Source organism: Aquabacterium lacunae, from assembly GCF_004310865.1.
Lineage (GTDB): Bacteria > Pseudomonadota > Gammaproteobacteria > Burkholderiales > Burkholderiaceae_C > Aquabacterium > Aquabacterium lacunae.
The window spans coordinates 48,720-68,554 of record NZ_SIXI01000001.1 but is presented as its reverse complement, the minus strand read 5'-3'; the positions used below and the strand labels follow the sequence as shown (position 1 = coordinate 68,554).

The 19,835-nt window shown below is 65.1% G+C and carries 22 protein-coding genes; 16 read left to right on the top strand and 6 right to left on the bottom strand.

Annotation, left to right across the window (positions count from 1 at the left end):
* Nucleotides 1-4: 4 nt before the first annotated feature.
* The gene (locus EYS42_RS00325; protein ID WP_130965888.1) at nucleotides 5-529 is read left to right on the top strand and encodes a hypothetical protein; all 525 of its coding nucleotides are present in this window, start codon (nucleotides 5-7) and stop codon (nucleotides 527-529) included.
* 154 nt (nucleotides 530-683) lie between these two features.
* Nucleotides 684-908 (top strand): hypothetical protein, encoded by a 225-nt coding sequence (locus tag EYS42_RS17010; protein ID WP_165456584.1) that lies wholly within the window; start codon nucleotides 684-686, stop codon nucleotides 906-908.
* Between the two features lie 145 nt (nucleotides 909-1,053).
* Here the strand turns inward: EYS42_RS17010 and bamC are convergent, their stop codons facing one another.
* From bamC to fliE, 5 genes are all read right to left on the bottom strand, one after another.
* Nucleotides 1,054-2,193 carry an NlpB/DapX family lipoprotein gene (gene bamC, locus EYS42_RS00315; RefSeq protein ID WP_130965887.1) on the bottom strand — a complete coding sequence of 380 codons (1,140 nt, stop codon included), beginning with the start codon at nucleotides 2,191-2,193 and terminating at the stop codon, nucleotides 1,054-1,056.
* 28 nt (nucleotides 2,194-2,221) lie between these two features.
* On the bottom strand, nucleotides 2,222-3,103 hold the full coding sequence (gene dapA, locus EYS42_RS00310; protein WP_130965886.1) for a 4-hydroxy-tetrahydrodipicolinate synthase: 882 nt from the start codon (nucleotides 3,101-3,103) through the stop codon (nucleotides 2,222-2,224).
* A gap of 112 nt (nucleotides 3,104-3,215) precedes the next feature.
* Nucleotides 3,216-3,347 (bottom strand): hypothetical protein, encoded by a 132-nt coding sequence (locus tag EYS42_RS17400; RefSeq protein WP_280960168.1) that lies wholly within the window; start codon nucleotides 3,345-3,347, stop codon nucleotides 3,216-3,218.
* A 38-nt stretch (nucleotides 3,348-3,385) separates the two neighbouring features.
* Entirely contained in the window at nucleotides 3,386-4,678 is a 1,293-nt protein-coding gene (locus EYS42_RS00305) for an MFS transporter (protein ID WP_130966485.1), read from the bottom strand.
* A gap of 51 nt (nucleotides 4,679-4,729) precedes the next feature.
* Nucleotides 4,730-5,083, bottom strand: coding sequence for a flagellar hook-basal body complex protein FliE (gene fliE / locus EYS42_RS00300; protein WP_130965885.1), 354 nt, complete (start codon nucleotides 5,081-5,083; stop codon nucleotides 4,730-4,732).
* 206 nt (nucleotides 5,084-5,289) lie between these two features.
* Here fliE and fliF point away from each other — a divergent pair, with 206 nt between their 5' ends.
* The 13 genes from fliF (at nucleotide 5,290) to fliR (ending at nucleotide 17,102) form a co-directional block, all read left to right on the top strand.
* On the top strand, nucleotides 5,290-7,077 hold the full coding sequence (fliF, locus tag EYS42_RS00295) for a flagellar basal-body MS-ring/collar protein FliF (RefSeq protein WP_130965884.1): 1,788 nt from the start codon (nucleotides 5,290-5,292) through the stop codon (nucleotides 7,075-7,077).
* 9 nt (nucleotides 7,078-7,086) lie between these two features.
* Nucleotides 7,087-8,082: a flagellar motor switch protein FliG gene (fliG, locus tag EYS42_RS00290; protein WP_130965883.1), complete on the top strand. Its 996-nt coding sequence runs from the start codon at nucleotides 7,087-7,089 to the stop codon at nucleotides 8,080-8,082.
* Nucleotides 8,069-9,208: a FliH/SctL family protein gene (locus EYS42_RS00285; RefSeq protein ID WP_130965882.1), complete on the top strand. Its 1,140-nt coding sequence runs from the start codon at nucleotides 8,069-8,071 to the stop codon at nucleotides 9,206-9,208. Before fliG ends, EYS42_RS00285 begins: the two co-directional genes overlap by 14 nt.
* Nucleotides 9,205-10,632 carry a flagellar protein export ATPase FliI gene (gene fliI / locus EYS42_RS00280; protein ID WP_130965881.1) on the top strand — a complete coding sequence of 476 codons (1,428 nt, stop codon included), beginning with the start codon at nucleotides 9,205-9,207 and terminating at the stop codon, nucleotides 10,630-10,632. Before EYS42_RS00285 ends, fliI begins: the two co-directional genes overlap by 4 nt.
* 25 nt (nucleotides 10,633-10,657) lie before the next feature.
* Nucleotides 10,658-11,125: a flagellar export protein FliJ gene (gene fliJ, locus EYS42_RS00275; RefSeq protein ID WP_130965880.1), complete on the top strand. Its 468-nt coding sequence runs from the start codon at nucleotides 10,658-10,660 to the stop codon at nucleotides 11,123-11,125.
* 41 nt (nucleotides 11,126-11,166) lie between these two features.
* Nucleotides 11,167-12,648: a flagellar hook-length control protein FliK gene (locus tag EYS42_RS00270; RefSeq protein ID WP_130965879.1), complete on the top strand. Its 1,482-nt coding sequence runs from the start codon at nucleotides 11,167-11,169 to the stop codon at nucleotides 12,646-12,648.
* Between the two features lie 103 nt (nucleotides 12,649-12,751).
* Entirely contained in the window at nucleotides 12,752-13,399 is a 648-nt protein-coding gene (locus EYS42_RS00265) for a flagellar basal body-associated FliL family protein (RefSeq protein WP_130965878.1), read from the top strand.
* Nucleotides 13,400-13,434: 35 nt separating this feature from the next.
* Nucleotides 13,435-14,439 carry a flagellar motor switch protein FliM gene (gene fliM / locus EYS42_RS00260; RefSeq protein ID WP_130965877.1) on the top strand — a complete coding sequence of 335 codons (1,005 nt, stop codon included), beginning with the start codon at nucleotides 13,435-13,437 and terminating at the stop codon, nucleotides 14,437-14,439.
* Nucleotides 14,432-14,896 (top strand): flagellar motor switch protein FliN, encoded by a 465-nt coding sequence (gene fliN, locus EYS42_RS00255; protein WP_130965876.1) that lies wholly within the window; start codon nucleotides 14,432-14,434, stop codon nucleotides 14,894-14,896. Before fliM ends, fliN begins: the two co-directional genes overlap by 8 nt.
* A 28-nt stretch (nucleotides 14,897-14,924) precedes the next feature.
* Nucleotides 14,925-15,275, top strand: coding sequence for a FliO/MopB family protein (locus EYS42_RS00250; RefSeq protein ID WP_245503444.1), 351 nt, complete (start codon nucleotides 14,925-14,927; stop codon nucleotides 15,273-15,275).
* Nucleotides 15,272-16,024: a flagellar type III secretion system pore protein FliP gene (gene fliP, locus EYS42_RS00245; protein ID WP_130965875.1), complete on the top strand. Its 753-nt coding sequence runs from the start codon at nucleotides 15,272-15,274 to the stop codon at nucleotides 16,022-16,024. Before EYS42_RS00250 ends, fliP begins: the two co-directional genes overlap by 4 nt.
* A gap of 16 nt (nucleotides 16,025-16,040) precedes the next feature.
* A complete protein-coding gene (gene fliQ / locus EYS42_RS00240) occupies nucleotides 16,041-16,310 on the top strand; it encodes a flagellar biosynthesis protein FliQ (protein WP_130965874.1) in 270 nt (89 codons plus the stop codon).
* 30 nt (nucleotides 16,311-16,340) lie between these two features.
* Nucleotides 16,341-17,102 (top strand): flagellar biosynthetic protein FliR, encoded by a 762-nt coding sequence (gene fliR, locus EYS42_RS00235; RefSeq protein ID WP_130965873.1) that lies wholly within the window; start codon nucleotides 16,341-16,343, stop codon nucleotides 17,100-17,102.
* Here fliR and EYS42_RS17460 read toward each other — a convergent pair.
* Nucleotides 17,002-17,673 (bottom strand): PEP-CTERM sorting domain-containing protein, encoded by a 672-nt coding sequence (locus tag EYS42_RS17460; RefSeq protein ID WP_425358855.1) that lies wholly within the window; start codon nucleotides 17,671-17,673, stop codon nucleotides 17,002-17,004. The two genes, fliR and EYS42_RS17460, sit on opposite strands and share 101 nt — an antisense overlap.
* Before the next feature lie 139 nt (nucleotides 17,674-17,812).
* Here EYS42_RS17460 and EYS42_RS00225 point away from each other — a divergent pair, with 139 nt between their 5' ends.
* Nucleotides 17,813-19,831 carry a DNA topoisomerase IV subunit B gene (locus tag EYS42_RS00225; protein ID WP_130965871.1) on the top strand — a complete coding sequence of 673 codons (2,019 nt, stop codon included), beginning with the start codon at nucleotides 17,813-17,815 and terminating at the stop codon, nucleotides 19,829-19,831.
* Nucleotides 19,832-19,835: the final 4 nt, after the last annotated feature.

The window sequence follows — 19,835 nt, the reverse complement described above, 5'->3', positions numbered from 1 at the left end:
CCCCATGAGCGACACCACCGACGCGTTCGACCTGTCTGCCCAGGCAGGTCGCATCGACGGCTGGCCCCATTGGCAGCAGGTGGTGCAGGCCGCCTGGCGCGAAGCCGCACAGCAGGGCGGGGAGATGTGGCTGCAAGACGCCACCTTTGCCGACTGGCCTTTGGGGTGGACCGATGCGGTGCAGGCCTGGCATGACTGGGCCGTGACACAGCGCCGCGCGCAAGCCCACTTGCTGGCACTGGATTGGGGCGCGGCGCAGCAGGCTCACCCAAGGTGGTTCCGATGGCAGCCCACCTGGACCCACCGCGTGCACTTGCGCGTGCTGCCTCAGGAGGAATTGGGCGGAATGGGCGGTTTCGGCCCCATCATGGTGCTCGGTGGCAGCCTGGCCCTGTGGCTGGACGACCCGGAGCAATGGCGTGGTGGCTGGAGCCGTTCGGCTCAGATCGTCCGCACCATGACCCAAAAGGTTGATGCGAATTTGCAACGATCCTCTGACTCGGGGGGCGCGTCAATGCTGGGCTTATAGGGACTAGCCCGAAGGCATCCTATAATAATCGTCTGTATGAGGTGTTCCATCACGGATGCCTTATCCAAGAAACACCCTTGAGTCTCGTTTCAGTGGGACTGTGGGTACGCATAGTTCCGCCAATCTTTTGACACTCCTTTTTGAGGACACAAGCATGAAAAAGTCGCTCCTGCTGGCTTCGCTGATCGCCGCTATGGCCCTGGCCGCTTGCGGCAAGAAAGAAGAAGCTGCCGCTGACGCCGCTTCGGCCGCTTCGGAAGTTGCTTCGGCCGCTGTTGAAGCTGCTTCGGCCGCTGTTGAAGCCGCTTCGGTCGCTTCGGAAGCCGCTTCGGCTGCTGTTGAAGCCGCTTCGGACGCTGCTTCGGCCGCTTCGAACTGATTCCTGTCCTCAGGGATTCGAAAGCCACCTTCGGGTGGCTTTTTTCATGGGGAGCCGGTCAGCGGGTCACCTTCGGTTGGCGCCGATCTTCCTCACCATGAAAAAACCCGGCCAAGGCCGGGTTTTTTGTCTGGCGCTCAGCGGCTCACTCGAGATTGGCGCCCAGCTGCCGGATCACTTCGCGCGCGTTGTCATCGCTCAGCGCCTTGCCTTCGCCGTTGAGCACGGTCACGCGGGCCTCGCGGTCTGAGGTGGTCAACTGGAGGCGGTAGCGTGAGACCGTGTCAGTCGGCTTGCTGCTGAACCAGTTGCCCATGCGCTCGAACAAGCCGGGCTTGTCGGCCGAACCCTTGGCGGCCAGACGGACTTCATAAAAGCCTTTCGTGCGGTCTCGGTCTTCCACCGTGAAGCCACCACGGTCGAGGGCCAGGCCCACGCGGCGCCAGGCCTGGTCGCCGTTGTCGGCGGCAAACGCCACAGCCAGACCGTTGTCGACCACACGGGCCCGTGGCGTGGTCGCTGCGGGGGCAGCAGCAGCGGCCGCTGTCTTGGTCTCGGCGGCCTTGTCTTTGGGTGCACCGAGCTTGGCCACCAGGCGCGACAGCATTTCGGCTTCGAGTTCACGGCTCGAGGGGCGGGCCTTCCAGGTGGTCGATTCCTTGCGGGCGTCGGTGTAGATCTCGATCATGCCGCGGTGGCTGATGTAGATCTCGGTGCCCTTGGCCGTGCGTTCCACGCGGGTGCGGAACTGGTCACGCTCGCCCGAGTCGTAGAGGTTGTCAAACACGCGGCCCACTAGGTCACGCAAGCCGCTGCCCTTGACTGCGACGCGGTTTTCCTTCCAGTTGGTTTCCATCAGGCCCGCGGCGGGCTGGTCGAGGGGCAACTCGAAGCCGTTGTCTTGCCAGAACTCGCGCAACAGCGGCCACACCTGTTCGGCCGGCAGGTTCACTTTCAGCCAGCGTGTCTGGCCATCGCGCTCCAGGCTCACCCCGGCTGCAGCCTGTGCCACCTGCTCGGCGTTGCCGACGTTGCCACTGGCCTGGGCCTGGCTGAACGCCGTGGCCGATACAGCGCCTGTGCTCGACTGCGTGTAGCGAGCCTGACCTGAGAGCTGGCTCAGGTCAGGCGGCACTTCCAGGTTGACCGTCTTGGTGCCCGAGCTGCGGTAATCGACCTTGTCACCGGCGACGAGGTCTCCCACGGTGGAGCAGCCCTGGAGCAGGCTGAGGGCGCAGGCCGAGGCGATCAGGGCCAGTCGGCCGGGTTTCTTGACAGTCAGCATGGAGGCAATCAGTTGCTAGAGGGAGGGTTCAGAGCACGCCCGATTCGCGCAGGGCGGCGTCCACCAGGGCCTGGCCCGACTCGGTGAGCGGTGTCAGGGGCAGACGCAGGGCGCCACCGGCCTTGCCCATGCGCTGCAGGGCCCATTTGACCGGGATGGGGTTGGGTTCACAGAACAGCTGCTTGTGCAGCGGCAGCAGTTTGAAATGCAGTTCCTGGGCCAGCTTGGCGTCACCGGCCATGGCGGCCTTGCACAGTTGGGCCATGCCCTTGGGCGCCACGTTGGCGGTGACCGACACGTTGCCCGAGCCGCCCATCAGCATCATGGCCACGGCGGTCGGGTCGTCGCCCGAATAGATGCCAAAACCCTTGGGGGCGTTGCGGATCAGCCAGCAGGCGCGCTCGATGTTGCCGGTGGCTTCCTTCACGCCGAAGACTCCCGGCAGGCTGGCGCAGCGGACCATGGTCTCGACGCTCATGTCGGCCACGCTGCGGCCGGGCACGTTGTAGAGCATCGTGGGGATGTCCACCGCTTCGGTGATGGCCTTGAAGTGCTGGTAGATGCCCTCTTGGGTCGGCTTGTTGTAGTACGGCACGACCTGCAGGGTGCAGTCGGCACCGACCTTCTTGGCATAGCGGGTCAGCTCGATGGCTTCCGCAGTGGAGTTGGCGCCGGCGCCTGCCATGATGGGCACACGGCCAGCAGCCTGCTCAACAGCGACGCGGATGATCTCGCAGTGCTCTTCGACATTGACCGTGGGCGATTCACCGGTGGTGCCGACCACGCCGATCACGTCGGTGCCTTCGGCAATGTGCCAGTCGATCAGGCTGCGCAGGGCGGCGTAATCGACGCTGCCGTCTTCATGCATCGGGGTGATCAGCGCAACGATGCTGCCAAGAATCGGTTTCATGTACTTTCCTTTGATTCGAGGATTCTAATGGGGCACACCTGCTTTTTATGGCGCGCGCGAGCGCAAAGACGGCGGGGCGTTGAGTGGCACGTGAAGGGCAGGTGAAAGGTGTTCAGCCGCTGCTGCACAAGGCCCAGAGGGCCTGCAGATCGAAGGCAGCGGGGCCCAGAAAGTACCATGCAAACACCCCGGCCAGCATCAGCAGGATCACGAGTCTGAACAGCCAACGGTTGATGTGTGCCATGGGTTGACCGGGCCTGGTTTCCTGGTGTCCGAATGGGCTCAAACCGCCTGCAGGCGACTGCGAGGTGTTTCGGTTTCGCGCACCGGCAGATTGAGCAGGGCGGCCCCGAAGCTCAGGGCAATGGCGGCCCACCACACCACCTGGTAGCTGCCGGTGTGGTCGTAAAGCTTGCCGGCCGTCCATACGCCCAGGAAGGAGCCCATCTGGTGGGACAGGAACACCAGTGCGCCCAGCATGGACAGGAACCGGACCCCCAGCATCTGCGCCACGATGGCGTTGGTGGGTGGTACGGTGGAAAGCCACAGAAAGCCCATGCATGCAGCGAACAGCCCGACGCTCAGTGCGGTCGGGGGCTGGCTGATGAAGGCGAGCATCACCACACCGCGCAGGGCGTAGATGCCCGCCAGGATCCAGGCCTTGCGCACCCGTTGGCCCAGCCAGCCCACGAAGTAGCTGCCGAAAATGTTGAACAGGCCGATCAGGGCCAGGCCTGTGGTGGCCACGCCAGGCGGCAAGGCATGGTCTTTCAGGTAGCTGGGCAGGTGCACGCCGATGAAGGCCAGCTGGAAGCCGCACACGAAGTAGCCGGCTGTGAGCAGGAGGTAGCTCGGGTGGGAGAAGGCTTCCCGAAGGGCCAGGCCGGCATGCAACGGCTCCCCGTTGGGGCCTCTGTTCGGGTGTGCGCCGGTGCGGCGGTCGGTCTGATGTGTCGCGGTGAGGGCCGGGGCCACGCCATGGCCTGTGGCCGGGCGGTCGTGCCGCAGCAGCCAAGCCAGCGGCGCCAGGCTCAGCGCCACCAGGGCCAGGCTCCAGAGTGCCCCCTGCCAGCCTTGCCAACCGATCAGGGTGCTGGACACCGGCACCATCAGGAACTGCCCGAAAGAGCCCGCGGCGGCCGTGATCCCCATGGCCCAGGAGCGTTGCTCGGCCGGCACGTGGCGACCGATGGCCCCGTAGACCACGGCGTAGGTGCTGCAGGCCTGCGCCACACCGATCAGCACGCCGGTGGTGGCCATGAGCTGCCAGGTGGTGCTGGCCAGCGACATGCCCAGCAAGCCCAGTGGGTAGAGCAGGGCGCCCAGCAGCACCGGGCGGGTGGCGCCTTGCCGGTCTGCCCACCAACCGACCAGCGGCCCGGCGACGCCCCACATCAGGTTCTGCACGGCCATGGCCAGCGAATAGGTTTCGCGGCTCCAGCCGCGCTCCAGGCAGATGGGTTGCAGCCACAGGCCGAAGCCATGGCGGATGCCCATGGACAGCGTCACGATCAGGGCACCGCATGCCAGGAGCTGAAAAATCGAGAGCGATGCGTTGCGTGGGCCTGGGTTCATGGGCGGGTCTTTCAGGACGGCCACGACGGCGTCGGCCATCCGGCGCCCGTCTCAGACCTGCATGTTCATGATATCCGTGTACGCCTGAACCAGTTTGTTGCGGAATTGAACCGCCGACTGAAAGCCCAGCTGGGCCTTCTGCATGGCCACCATGGTTTCTTCCAGGCTGACCGTGGGGTTGTCGAACTGCACCTCGCGCTGCATGGTGCTCGCGGTGCCTTGCGCCTTGCTGATGTCTTTCAGGGCCTGCGAGAACGTGGTCTGGAAGCTGGCTTCCGGCTTCTGCACGGCTGCGCCGCCCAAGGCGCCTGCAGCGGCCTTGGCCTGCACGCGGGCGGCCACGTCGGCCATGCCTGCACTGGAGGCGGCCTTCGCGAAATCAAAGGGCTTCAGTTTCAGATCCATGGTGCCGATACCTGTCAGGGCGCGATGGAGGTCATCGCAGTGGCCACATCCTACGAAAAAGCACCCTGTCTCGATGGCAGGAAGTGGATCGCATTTGGGCGGCTGTTCCCGGCACTTTTGCCCGGTTGCTCTCCGAATAATGGGCTCGTCTTGGCGGCTTTGCGGCATCGTGTGGTTTCGGTGCGCATGGCTGCACCGGAATGCCCATGGACGTCACGCTCGCACAACCTCAAGCTCTCGCGACCTCGCCCGCCTCACCGGTGGCCGTGGTCGAGGCCCCGCCGCCTGAAGGATTCGTTCAGCGCGTGATGGCCTTGTCGCCTCAGCGCAAGATGATGCTGGGCGGTGGTCTGGCCGCGCTGGTGGCCCTGACGTTGATGATGGTGGTCTACAGCCACCAGCCCGACTACAAGGTGCTCTACACCAACTTGTCGGACAAAGACGGCGGCGCCATCCTGGCGCAGTTGCAGCAGATGAACGTGCCCTACAAGCACGCCGATGGCGGTGCGGCCATCCTGGTGCCGGCCGACAAGGTGCATGACGTGCGCCTGAAGCTGGCCACGGCCGGCTACCCCAAGGGTTCGGTCGTGGGCTTCGAGTTGATGGAAACCCAGAAGTTCGGCGTGACCCAATTCCAGGAGCGCCTGAATTTCCAGCGCGGCCTGGAAGGTGAGCTGACCCGGTCGATCCAGGCGCTGTCGGGCGTCGAGAGCGCCCGAGTGCACCTGGCGCTGCCCAATCAGAATGGATTTTTCCGGGAACAGCAAAAGGCCTCGGCCTCGGTGGTGCTGACGCTGCACCCTGGCCGCGTGCTCGACAAGGGCCAGATCGCAGGCATCGTGCACCTGGTGTCGTCCAGCGTGCCCGAGATGTCGCCCAAGGCCGTGAGCGTGGTCGATCAGTCGGGCAGCCTGCTGGCCGGCATGGCCGAGGGCATGCAGGACAACAGCAACAGCGGCCTGGACGCGCAGCAACTGCTGTATGTGCGCCAGATGGAAAACAAGCTCACCGACCGCGTGCGAGAGCTGCTGGAGCCTGTGGTGGGCAAGGACAACCTGCGCGCACAGGTCACCGCCGACATCGATTTTTCACAGATCGAGTCGACCGCCGAAGAATACAAGCCCAATCAGAACGTGAACACGGCCGCGGTGCGCAGCCAGCAAAGCAGCGAACAGATGGGCGCTGGCGGCAATGCCAACGCCACCGGTGTGCCGGGGGCGATGAGCAACCAGCCGCCCACGCCTGCCACGGCGCCGGTGAACGGCGCCTCGGCCCCGCTGCAGGGAGCACCTGGCGCCAATGGTGCGGGCGGCACGATGCGCCGTGACAACGTCACCAACTATGAGGTCGATCGCACCGTGCGCGTCACCCGCAACAGCACGGGCAATGTGCGGCGACTGACGGCCGCCGTGGTGGTCAACCACATCACCAAGACCGACGCGAAGGGCAAGACCACCACCGAGCCGCCCACTCAGGAAGAGCTCGACAAGCTGACGGCCCTGGTCAAGGAAACCGTGGGCTTCAACGAGCAGCGGGGTGATTCGGTCAAGGTGGTGGCGGCTCCCTTCCAGCCGGTCAAGGACGACGTGGTCGAGGTGCCCTTCTACAAGCAGCCCGAGATGATCGACCTGCTCAAGACCTTGGCCCTGCCTCTGGCCTTCATGGGCTTGGCCGGCATCGTGGTGTTTGGCGCCATCAAGCCTGCGTTGCAGGCTGCCAAGCCCCTGCCGCCCGTCGAGCCCGAGAAGGCGACAGCTGGCCTGAATGCGGTGGTGGACGACGCCAACGACCTGCCCGAGCTGACCGCCCTGGGCCCCGACGGACAACCGCTGCAAGGCGCGGCTGCTCAAGCCGCCCTGGCCGAGGGCCAGAACCTGCCTGCCCTGGAAGGCCCCGACACCGACCCCCGTCTGGTCAGCGCCCGGAAGCTGGCCAAGGACAACCCCGTGGCCATGGCAACGCTGATGCGTGGCTGGATCAACAACGACGCGTGACGAGCAAGCATGGACGAACAAGGACTGGAAGACGCCGCCATCCTGCTGATGTCGCTGGGTGAGGAAGAAGCGGCTGAAGTGTTCAAACAGCTCACCCCGAAAGAGGTTCAAGGGCTGGGCGAGACCATTGCCAAGCTGAAAACGGTGTCCAAGGAACGCGTCGAGTCGGTGCTGGACCGGTTCGCCGGGGAGGCCACCGACATGGGTGCGCTGGTGGCCGACACCGACGAGTACGTCAAGTCGGTGTTGCGCAAGGCCCTGGGTGACGAAAAGGCCAACCTGCTGATCGACCGCATCCTGCAGGGCGAAGACACCACCGGCATCGAAAGCCTGAAGTGGATGGATGCGGCCTCGGTGGCCGAAATGCTGCGCAACGAGCACCCGCAGATCGTGGCCGCCATCCTGGTGCACCTCGACCCGGACCAGGCCTCTTCGGTGCTGAAGTCGTTCACGGAGCGGCACCGCAACGAGGTGATGATCCGCATCGCCACGCTGGACGGCATCCAGCCGAATGCGCTGAAAGACCTCAATGAGGTGCTGTCTCGCGTGCTGGCTGGAGGCGTGCAGGTCAAGCGCCAGTCGCTGGGTGGGGTCAAGCCCGCAGCCGAAATCATCAACATGATGGGCTCGGCACTGGAGACCTCCATCCTGGATTACATCCGAGAATCGGACGGCGACCTGGCCCAGAAGATCCAAGACAACATGTTCGTGTTCGACGACCTGGGCAAGCTCGACGACAAGGGCTTCCAGTCGCTGCTCAAGGAAGTGCAGACCGAATCGCTCATCATCGCGCTCAAGGGGGCTTCGCCCGAGATCCGCGAGAAGGTGTTCAAGAACATGTCCAGCCGCGCGGCCGAAACCCTGCGCGAAGACCTGGAATCTCGCGGGCCGGTGAAGTTGTCTGAAGTCGAGTCCGAGCAGAAGGAAATGCTCAAGATCGTGAGACGCCTCGCCGACGAAGGCCAGATCGTGCTGGCCGGCGGAGGAGACGATGAGTACGTCTAAACAGCCACCCGGCGGTTCCAGCTACGCGCGGTTCATCCCGCGCGAAGAGCTCAAGGGCTTTTCGGCCTGGAACCCCGCGTCGCTGGAAAGCCCGGGCAGCACCCGTCCAGCCCCTGGCGAATCACCGGCGGGTGGTGGCGTGCACAAAGCTCCTTTTGCCTCGCGTGTGGCCCAGCAGGAGGGTGACACGGCGGTGGCAGCCAAGCCAGCGGCGCCCCGTGCTGCGGCGCCCGCCGGGGCCTCTGCTGCAGGCCAGGCCGGTGCCCGAAGCCACGTGGAGCCCCTGGTGCCCACACGCGCGGGAAGTCCGGCACCGCAACCGGCTGCGCGACCTGCGGGCCCGGCGTCTGCGCCTGCCATGGCACAGGCGCCCAGTGCGAAAGCGGGTGCACACAGCGGCAGCACTGCAGCCGCGCCTGAACCTGCTCAGCCCGCCACACCACCCGAACCCACCGTGCCGCAGGCCCAGGTGGACGTGCTGGTGAAGGAGTCCCGTCAGTCGGGTTACCAGGACGGCTACCGCGATGGCCTGGCCGCGCTGGAAAGCTACAAGGCCACGCAATCGGCCCAGATGGCCGCCTTCATGTCCGATCAGGTGGGCGCCATGGTCGCTGACCTGCACCAGCGCCTCGAACAGCTGGAAGCGCAGCTCTCAGGCCGCATTGCCGGGGTGGCGCTGGAGCTGGCCCGACAGGTGGTGCGCAGCGAAATCACCCAGCGCCCCGAACTGATCGTGCAGGTGGCGGAAGACGCCATGGCCGCCTTGCTGGCCAGTGCCCGCGACGTGACCTTGCGCATGAACCCCGAAGACCTGCGCGTGGCGCAGGGTTCTCTGGAAGACGCGCTGGCCACACGAGGCGCCCGAGCCGTGGCCGACCCCCAAGTGGCCCCCGGTGGCTGTGTGGTCGAGTCGGACATTGCGGTGGTGGACGCCAGCGTGCAGGCCCGCTGGGGCCGTGCCGCAGCCGCCATGGGCAGTGCCATGCCCTGGGAAGAGCGCCAGGGCAGCCGTGCTGCACCCGCGGCCGCAACGCCATCTGCAGCACCCACTGCCGACGATGACGACTTGACCTGGGATGACCTCGACGCCATCGACCCACCGCCTTCCACCGGAGACGCGCCATGAACATGCCCATTCGCGCTGGCCATGACGTGGCCATGGACCGCTGGCACCGGTTCCTGCAGGACCTGGATGCCTGTGCCAGCGCCCCGCAGCCCCTGGAAAACGAAGGCAAGCTGGTGAAGGTGGCCGGCCTGGTGCTGGAAGCTGCCGGCGTGCGTCAGCCCGTGGGGGCGGTGTGCGAGATCCATTCCGACATGCGCCGCGAGGCCGCGGTGCTGGCCGAGGTGGTGGGTTTCACGGGTGACCGCGCCTACCTCATGCCCACGGCCGAGGTGCATGGCCTGGCCAGCGGTGCACGCGTGGTGCCCCGCAGCCTGCCCATCAACCCACCTTTGCTGGGCCGCCCCAGCCACCCCTGGCGCCGCAGTGAAGACCGTACGCGCCATTTGCCGATTGGCAGCGGGCTGCTGGGCCGCGTCATCAACGCCGAGGGCGAGCCCATGGACCGTCAGGGCCCTTTGAACCTTGTGCGCAGCGAACCGTTGGTGCGCCGCCCGATCAATGCCATGGAGCGCGACCCGGTGCGCCTGCCGCTGGACACGGGCGTGCGCGCCATCAACTCGATGCTGACCGTCGGTCGTGGGCAGCGCATCGGCCTGTTCGCCGGTTCCGGTGTGGGCAAGTCGGTGCTGCTGGGCATGATGGCCCGCTACACGCAGGCCGATGTCATCGTGGTGGGCCTGATCGGTGAGCGCGGTCGCGAGGTCAAGGAATTCATCGAAGACATCCTGGGCGAAGAGGGTCTGGCCCGTTCGGTGGTGGTGGCCGCTCCAGCCGACGCGCCACCGCTGACCCGCATGCAGGGTGCGGCTTATGCCACCGCCATTGCCGAGCATTTCCGCGATCAGGGCCTGCACGTGCTTCTGCTCATGGATTCGCTGACCCGCTATGCCATGGCCCAGCGCGAAATCGCCCTGGCCATTGGGGAGCCGCCCGCCACCAAAGGCTACCCGCCCAGCTGCTTTGCCAAGCTGCCCCAGCTGGTCGAGCGCAGCGGCAATGGCCTGAACGGACATGGCTCGATCACGGCCTTCTATACCGTACTGTCGGAAGGCGACGACCAGCAGGACCCGATTGCCGATGCGGCCCGTGCCATCCTGGACGGCCACATCGTGCTGTCGCGTGAATTGGCCGAAGCGGGGCACTTTCCTGCCATCGACATCGAACGCTCGGCTTCGCGCGTGATGCACAACGTGGCCGACCCCGTGCACATCGATGCCTCACGGCGCTTCCGCCAGCTGTGGTCACGCTACAGCAAGGCCAAAGACCTCATCCAGTTGGGCGCCTACACCCCCGGCAGCGACCCCGAGCTGGACATGGCCGTGCGCGCGCATTCCCGCATGGTGGCAATGCTTCAACAAGACATGCATAGCCCGGCCACTTTGGCCGACAGCGTCGGGCAGCTGCGTGACATCGTTCAAGGGTGAAGTCCCGTGAGCACAGGAGTGAACTTTGAGCAGTCCGCAGCAACCACTGATCGCCTTGCTGGAGCAGGCCCAGGCCGCCCGAGACGAGGCGTTTGCGCAGTTTGAAAGTGGTCGCCGTGCGCATGACACCGCAAGGCAACAACTGCAGTCCCTTCACGATTTTCGCAAGCAGTACCAGGACCGCTGGCAACAGCAATTCAGTCACAGTGGCGGCATGGAGATCATGCGCTGCTACCAGGATTTCATGACCCGCATGACCGACGCAGAGTCAGAGCAGCAGCGCCGCACCGAAGCCGCCAGGGTGTACATGGAGCGCTGTCAGGCCGTGCTGATCGAACGCGAACGCAAGGTGGCTGCGGTTGACAAGTTGCTGGACCGGCGCGAACGTGAGCAGGCTCTCAAGCAGGACCGCCGTGACCAGAAAGCCACCGATGAGATGGCCGCGCGCCTGTATGCGTCGGCCCGCAGTGCCTCCAGCAGTCCGCTGAACTGAACGCCAACGTCCGCCGGACGGACACAGCCCGAGGGTTGACCATGACCACTCCCCGCACCAACAGCCAGGTTTCCAGCCACGCCGCCAGCCTGGAGGCCCTCTTGCAGCAGACCCAGGGCACAGGCCGCAACAGCACGTCAGGCGATGCCGCTGCCTTCCAGCGATGGATGCAACAGTACCGCCAGCCCGATGCACCGGCGGCTTCACCCCAGGCCATGCCCGCAGCGCGCGTGGTGCAGGCCCATGTGGCAGGCCGTTCGCCATCGGTCCGTGACGGGCAGACCGTTGGCGCCGACCTTCAGCCGTCCAACATCACCCAGGCGGACACCGCTGGCGAAACTGCATCTCCTGCGCAGGTTAATGGGCAGGCCAATGGGCAGGCAAATGGGCAGGCCAGTCGCATGGCCAGCAAGGAGCTGCGCAAAAACACCAGCACAGCGCGTGCGCCGGAGCAGGGCAAGGCGGCCAAGGCCGATGGCGCATCCAAGCCCAACGCCAATGCCGCAGCCGAGGGCGCCGAAAAGGCGGGCGAGGCCAGCGATGCTGGAGAGGCCGTGCGGTTTCAGACCGCCCAAGGCGAGGCCATGGCCTGGGTCAAGGAGCTGCCTGTGCCTGATGACGTGGCGGCCAGCGACCCGGCGGCCATGCTGGCCTGGCTGGCGTCACTGCAAAGCCCGGCACAGCCGGGCGCCCAGGCGTTGACAGATGCCGAGGCAGGCGCTCGAGCGGCAGGCCTGCCACCTGCCCAGGGCGACACGTCGGGTTGGCAGCCCAGGGGGGCATCAGGTGCAGAAGCGCTCGCGATGCAGGCCCTTCAACGCGGTCAGGCCGGCGGCAACTCGGACACGGGGAATGGCCGTGGCAATGGGACCTCCGCAGACGAGGGCGGAGCCCTGCCGCTGCGTGCGATGGGCCTGGACGAAACATCTTCTGCTGCGGGTGATGCAGCGGCGGCCAGCTTCGCCTCGGCTTTGCAGCGCGAACTGCAGCCTCTGAGCGCGCCCCGCAGTGAGGGCGCCACTCGCCATTACACCGGCACCTTGCACACGCCCATGGAGAGCCCGGCCTTCACCCAGGCCCTGAGCGATCGCGTTGCTTTCTGGGTCAATGGCCCAGCCGCCGATGGCCCCATGACCGCCGAACTGCGGCTGAATCCGGCCGAGATGGGCCCGGTTCACATCCGCATCGAACTGGACGGCCAGAACGCCCACATCGACTTTGCGGCAGCAGCGGCAGAAACGCGTGAGGCCATCGAGGCCAGCCTGGGCCAGCTGTCTTCGGCGCTGGAGGAGTCGGGCCTGAAGCTGTCGGGCGGCGGCGTGTCAGACCAGACGCCACAGCAGCAGGCCTGGGCCCAGGCAGCTGCAGGCCAGCCAAACGGTGGCCAGGGCACATCCGGTCGCCAGGGGCGTGAGCCCGAAGTCCGCTGGGTCAGCGCTGGCGTGGCCGATGGGGTGTCTGAAAGCCTGGGTGCACGGCCCCTGGGATCGAGTCGTCCTGGCGGCCTGGACCTCTATGCCTGACCCTCTGTGAACGATCAACCCGGTTTCCGCGGGCCTTATTGGCACATTGCAAAAAGGCCGGGCTCCGAATAATCGAACTCAGTTCATCGACGGAGAGATCACCATGTCAGCCGCACCTGCTCCCGCTCCGGCCGCACAAGGCGAAGCCCCTGCGGGCGGAGGCAAGAAGAAGCTTGTCATCATCGGTGCGGCCGTGGCTGTGCTGCTGCTGGGCGGCGGTGGCGGCGCGTTCTACATGATGAAGAAGAAGGCGGCTGAAGCCGAGGCCGCTGCTGCTGAAGGCGAAGACGGTGGCCACGAAGAGGCGCACGCCAAGCCGGCCAAGAAAGCCGCGCCCAAGCCCGACAAGGATGCCAAGGCCAGTCCGCCAGCCTTCGTGCCGCTGGACCCGTTCATTGTCAACCTGACCGATCGCGACACCGACCGTTATGCCCAGATCGGCCTGAACCTGCAGGTCGATGACCCCAAGGTGGCTGACGAAATGAAGGTGTACATGCCGGCCATCCGCAACAGCATCCTGCTGATCTTGTCGCACAAGAGCTCGGAAGAGCTGCTCAGCCCGGAAGGCAAGGAAACGCTGGCCGACGAGATCAAGCGCGATGCGGCCCGCGCCATGGGTTACGTCATCGAAGACCCGGACGACGAAGAAGAAGAGGAAGAAAACCCCAAGAAGAAAAAGAAGAAGCGCAAGAAGGTCGAGTCCTACAACCCCATCGTCCAGGTGCACTACTCCACGTTCGTCATCCAGTGACGAATCCCCCAGGCCAGCAGGCAGTGTGAACGGCCATGAGCAACCAGATCCTGTCGCAAGACGAAGTCGATGCCCTGTTGCAGGGCATCACAGGCGAAAGCCAGAAACTGGAACAGGAAGATGTTCCCAAGGAAGGCATTCGCGACTACGACCTGGCCAATCAGGAACGGATCGTCCGTGGGCGCATGCCCACCATGGAGATCATCAATGAGCGCTTCGCCCGAAACATCCGGGTGGGGCTGTTCAACCTGATCCGCAAGTCGCCCGAAGTGTCGGTGGGTGGCATCAAGGTGCAGAAGTACAGTGCCTTCCTGCGCGAGATCGTGGTGCCCACCAACTTCAACATCATGGCGGTGCGTCCCCTGCGTGGCTCGGGTCTGGTGGTGTGTGACCCGACCCTGGTATTCGCCATCATCGATTCGCTGTTCGGTGGGGCCGGCAAGTTCCACACCCGCATCGAAGGCCGCGATTTCTCGCCCACCGAGCAGCGCGTCATCCTGCGCCTGGTGGAAGTCATCAGCGCCGAATACGCCAAGGCCTGGAAGGGCATCTACCCGATCGAGCTGGAGTACCAGCGCTCGGAGATGCAGCCGCAGTTCGCCACCATCGCCACACCCAGCGAGATCGTGGTGTGCACTTCTTTCACGCTCGAAATTGGTGACACCAGCGGCACCATCCACTTCTGCATTCCTTATTCCACCTTCGAGCCCATCCGTGACATCCTGTATTCGTCGATCCAGGGTGACTCGACCGAACCCGACCGTCGCTGGGTGAAGCTGCTGAGCCGCGAGATCCAGTCGGCCACCGTGAACCTGGTGGCCGACCTGGCCCATGCACCGGCCACGGTCGAGCAGCTGCTGGCGCTCAAGCCTGGCGACTTCATCGAACTGGACCTGAACCCCCTGGTGGAAGCCAAGGTCGACGGCGTGCCGATCATGGAGTGCTACTACGGCACCTCGAACGGCAAGTACGCCCTGCGGGTGGAAAACATGCTGACCAACACCGGGCTGACCTGGCTTGGAGAACAGACCCATGAGTGACAACGAATTCCCCCCAAGCGACGGCGGCGGCGAGCAAGACGCCATGGCGGCCGAATGGGAAGCTGCACTGGCCCAGCAAACCTCCGGCGGTGCAGCCACCGCCACGGCCACGGAAGTGACCGAAGCTGCCCCGCAGGTCACCCCGGCCACCTTCGCCAATTTCGGTTCGTCGCCTGCGCCCCAGACGCAGAACGACCTGAACATGATCCTGGACATCCCCGTGCAGCTCACGGTGGAGCTGGGTCGCACGCGCATCCCCATCAAGAACATCCTGCAGCTGGCGCAGGGCTCGGTGGTGGAACTCGATGCCCTGGCTGGCGAGCCCATGGACGTGCTGGTCAACGGCTTCCTGATCGCCCAGGGTGAGGTGGTGGTGGTGAACGACAAGTTCGGCATCCGCCTGACCGACATCGTGACCCCTTCCGAACGCATGCGGCGCCTGAGCCGCGGCATGTGAGCCTGACCGGCCCCTGGAGCCCCATTTCATGCAATCTGCCGGCCTGATGATGTTCTGGTTCGTGGTGGTGCTGGCGCTGATCCCGGCCACCCTGTGGCTGCTCAAGCGCTCGGGCTGGCAGCCCAAAGGTGCAGTGCCTGCTGCCCACAGCATCAAGACACTGGCGCAGTTGGGCCTGGGCCCGGGCCAGCGGATCATGACCATCGAGGTGGGGCAGGGCGCCGAGGCCACCCGCCTGGTGATCGGCGTGACCGCTCACAGCATCCAGACCCTGCATGTGCTGCACGCAGGCGCGGGCCAGCCGGCCTTCGCCCAGGCACTGGCTCAACAGGTGAACCATGCAGCGGCGGCTGCTGCTGTTCAGGGAGATGCCGCATGAAGCGCCCCCTCCAGGCTCTGACACTGGGCGCCTTGATGGCCTTGCCCCTGCTGGCCACCGCCCAGACCGCCAGCCCTCCGGCCACTTTGCCCTTGCTGGTGGGGCAGGGGGGTGGTGGCAGCTATTCGGTGCCCATCCAGACCCTGCTGTTCTTCACGACCCTGGGTTTCCTGCCGGCCATCCTGCTGATGATGACGGGCTTCACCCGCATCGTGATCGTGCTGGGTCTGGTGCGCCAGGCCATCGGCACACCCACGGCGCCACCCAACCAGGTCATCATTGGCCTCTCGCTCTTCCTGACCCTGTTTGTCATGGGGCCTACCATCGACAAGGTCTACAAAGATGCCTACGAGCCATTCTCGGCCGGCCAGATCAGCTTCAACGAGGCGCTGGAGCGTGGCCAGGTGCCCATGCGCAGCTTCATGGGCAAGCAGACCCGCCAGTCCGACCTGGAGCTGTTCGCCAAGCTGGCCAAGCATTCCGGTGAACTCAAGCCCGAGACTGTGCCCTTTCGCGTGCTGGTGCCCGCCTTCGTCACCAGTGAACTCAAGTCGGCCTTCCAGATCGGCTTCCTGATCTTCATTCCCTTTCTGGTGATCGACATGGTGGTGGCCAGCGTGCTCATGAGCCTGGGCATGATGATGCTCTCGCCCGTGATGGTAGCCTTGCCCTTCAAGCTGATGCTGTTCGTGCTGGCCGATGGCTGGAACCTGCTGCTCGGCTCGCTGGCCGCCAGCTTTGCCACCTGAACCCCACGAGGCCCCCATGGACCATCAACAAGTGCTCACCATCGCCCGAGACGGCCTGCTGGTGCTGCTGACCGTGGTGGCGCCGCTGCTGGTGGTGGTGCTGGGTGTGGGCCTGGTGGTCAGCATCCTGCAAGCGGCCACGCAGATCCATGAACAGACCTTGTCGTTCGTGCCCAAGCTGCTGGCGGCCTTTGCCACGCTGGGCATTGCCGGCCCCTGGATGCTGCAGACCCTGGTCGACTTCATTCGCCAGACGCTGATGAACATCCCGAACGTGGTGGGCTGAGCCCGCAGCCCCTCGCATCGGCCTCATCCCATGATCACCTTCACCGAAGCCCAGGTCATGGCGTGGATCACGCCCTGGCTGTGGCCTTTTTTGCGTTTGATGGGCCTGTTCACCACGGCCCCGGTGCTGTCGCTCAAAGGCATTCCCCGCCGCGTGAAGATCGGCCTGAGCCTGCTGGTGGTGGTGGCCGCGCAACCCTCCATGCCCGAGATGCCGCCCATCGACCTGAACTCGCGCATGGCCTTCACGGTGGCGCTGCAGCAGGTGCTGATCGGGCTCACCGTGGGCTTTGCGGCCCGCATCGTGTTCGCAGCCATCGAGTTTGCGGGTGAAATCGTCGGCTTGCAGATGGGCCTGAACTTCGCGGCCTTCTTCGACCCGGTCATGGCCACGCAAAGCACCAGCATCAGCCGCTTTTACGGCACGGTCGCCGCCTGGCTGTTCGTGGTGATGAACGGCCACTTGCTGCTGACGGCGGCCATGGTGCAAAGCTTCCATGCCTTCCCGGTGGCCGCCGAGCCCCTGGCTTTCTTGAAAGAACTCCAACCCCAGGTGTGGGGCGCCGAGGTGTTCAAGCTGGGGCTGTGGGTGTCGCTGCCCATCGTGGCCATGCTGCTGCTGGTCAACCTGGTGCTGGGCGTGGTGGCCCGTGTTGCGCCCCAGATGAATGTCTTCTCGGTGGGCTTTCCCATCACCATTGGCGTGGGCCTGACCGGGCTGTGGTTGACCCTGCCCATGATGCAGGTGCCATTTTCGGCCGCCATCGAGCGCATGCTGGGCCTGTTCGGCTGACAGACTTCATTCGGCGAACAGCGAGCGCCAGGCCCGCACCCGCCAGCGCCAAAGGCACCGAGGCAGGTTCTGGCACCGAACTGACCCTCAACTTGAGCAAATAGGCCCCACCACCAGTGAGGTCGGCATCGGTGCCTCCTGCCCAGCCGCTGACTGTGGCGGCGTAAGTGCCGGGGGCAAGCCGCCCCTCCCAGTACAGCGATTCACGCAGGTCATAATCCAAGCTGGACCACAGGGCCACCTGGGTCGCACTGACAGGGTCTGACAGGTCGTTGCCCAGAATGGCTGGATGTTGCCCTGCACCCACCAGAGACGGTGCGGCGCCATGGGGCAAGGCATACAAGGCCAGCTGGAGTCCCGTGATGCCGTGCCGAGCCTGCGTGGATGCAAGATGTGTCTGGGGAAGCAGCCACAAGAAGCTCAGTGCGTCTGCGCTGTTCACCTCAAACTGGAAGACATCCACGAACGGTCCGTTGGGGTGCACCACCGGCCCAGTCAGCAGATAAGGCGCAGGTGTTGGCGTGTTCAGTGTCAGGGTGATGGCCTCTGCCGTGGCTTGACAAACGGCCATCACAGTTCCCAGCAACACAGTGCGGACAACATGCATAGGGCCTCCCCTGTTTTCTTGAACTGATGTGGACCGTATCACGCCGCCTGCACTTTCACCCATCCCAAAGCATAGGGGGGGCAGTTCGTGGAAGAATTCAGGGATGTCTGCGAAGCCGAATGCCAAGGCGCCTGCCGCCAAAACCGCCACCCAGCCTGCCGCCTACGGCGAGGGCTCGATCCGCGTGCTCAAGGGTCTGGAGCCCGTCAAGCAGCGGCCGGGCATGTACACCCGCACCGACAACCCCCTGCACATCATCCAGGAGGTGATCGACAACGCGGCCGATGAGGCCCTGGCGGGGCACGGCAAGCGCATCGCGGTCACACTGCACGCCGACGCGTCCATCAGCGTCGAAGACGACGGCCGCGGCATCCCGTTCGGCATTCACCCGGAAGAAGGCGTGCCGGTGGTCGAAATTGTCTTCACCCGCCTGCACGCAGGCGGCAAGTTCGACAAGGGCTCCGGCGGCGCCTACAGCTTTTCGGGCGGCCTGCACGGTGTGGGCGTGAGCGTGACCAACGCACTGTCCACCCGCCTGCAAGTGGGTGTTTACCGCGACAAGCAGTTCGCCAGCATCGCGTTCAGTGGTGGTGACGTGATCGAGCCCGTGGCCGTGCGGCCCGCCACCAGCGGTGACCGGAAAAACGGCACCACCGTGCGCGCCTGGCCTGACCCCAAGTACTTCGAAAGCGCCGAATTGCCCCGCGCCGAGCTGGTGCACATGCTGCGCAGCAAGGCCGTGCTGATGCCGGGCGTGACCATCACGCTGACCATCGAAAAAACCGGCAAAGAGCCTGAGGTTCAGACCTGGCTGTACAAGGGCGGTCTGCGTGACTACCTCACCCAGACCCTGAATGCCGAGGCCGTGATCCCGTTGTTCGAGGGCGAGCAGTATGCCGGTGGCAACGAGAGCGAGAACTTTGCCGAAGGCGAGGGCGCGGCCTGGTGCGTGGCCTTCACCGAAGAAGGCGCGCCCATGCGCGAAAGCTACGTCAACCTGATTCCCACGGTGGCAGGCGGCACGCACGAGGCCGGCCTCAAAGACGGCCTGTTCAATGCCGTCAAGGGCTTCATCGAGATGCATTCGTTGCTGCCCAAGGGTGTGAAGCTGATGCCCGACGACGTCTTCGGCCGCGCCAGCTTCGTGCTGAGCGCCAAGGTGCTGGACCCGCAGTTCCAGGGCCAGACCAAAGAGCGCCTGAACAGCCGCGACGCGCTGCGCCTGGTGTCCACCTTCGTCAAGCCTGCGCTGGAACTCTGGCTGAACCAGCATGTCGAGCACGGCAAGAAGCTGGCCGACCTGGTCATCAAGCAGGCCCAGGCCCGTCAGCGTGCCGGCCAGAAGGTGGAAAAGAAAAAGGGCTCGGGCGTGGCCGTGCTGCCCGGCAAGCTGACCGATTGCGAAAGCCGCGACCTGGCCTTCAACGAAGTGTTCCTGGTGGAGGGCGATTCGGCCGGTGGCAGTGCCAAGATGGGTCGCGACAAGGAAACCCAGGCCGTGCTGCCGCTGCGTGGCAAGGTGCTCAACGCCTGGGAGGTCGAGCGCGACCTGCTGTTCAAGAACAACGAGATCCATGACATCTCGGTGGCCATTGGCGTGGACCCGCACGGCCCGAATGACAGCCCCGACCTGTCGGGCCTGCGCTACGGCAAGATCTGCATCCTGTCAGACGCCGACGTGGACGGCTCCCACATCCAGGTGCTGCTGCTGACCCTGTTCTTCCGCCATTTCCCCAAGCTGATCGAAAACGGCAACATCCACATCGCGCGCCCGCCGCTGTACCGCGTGGACGCGCCGGCGCGTGGCAAGAAGCCTGCGGCCAAGCTGTATGCGCTGGACGAAGGCGAGCTGACCGCCATCCTCGACAAGTTGCGCAAGGAGGGCTGCCGCGAAGGGGCCTGGACCATCAGCCGCTTCAAGGGTCTGGGCGAAATGAACGCCGAGCAGCTGTGGGAAACCACGCTGAACCCCGACACCCGCCGCCTGCTGCCCGTCACCTACGGCGAGCCAGGCTTTGGGAACACCGAAGGTTCGTTCAACAAGCTGATGGGCAAGGGTGAAGCCGCTGCCCGCCGCGAGCTGATGGAGCTGCACGGCGACGCGGTGGATGTGGACATCTGAGCAC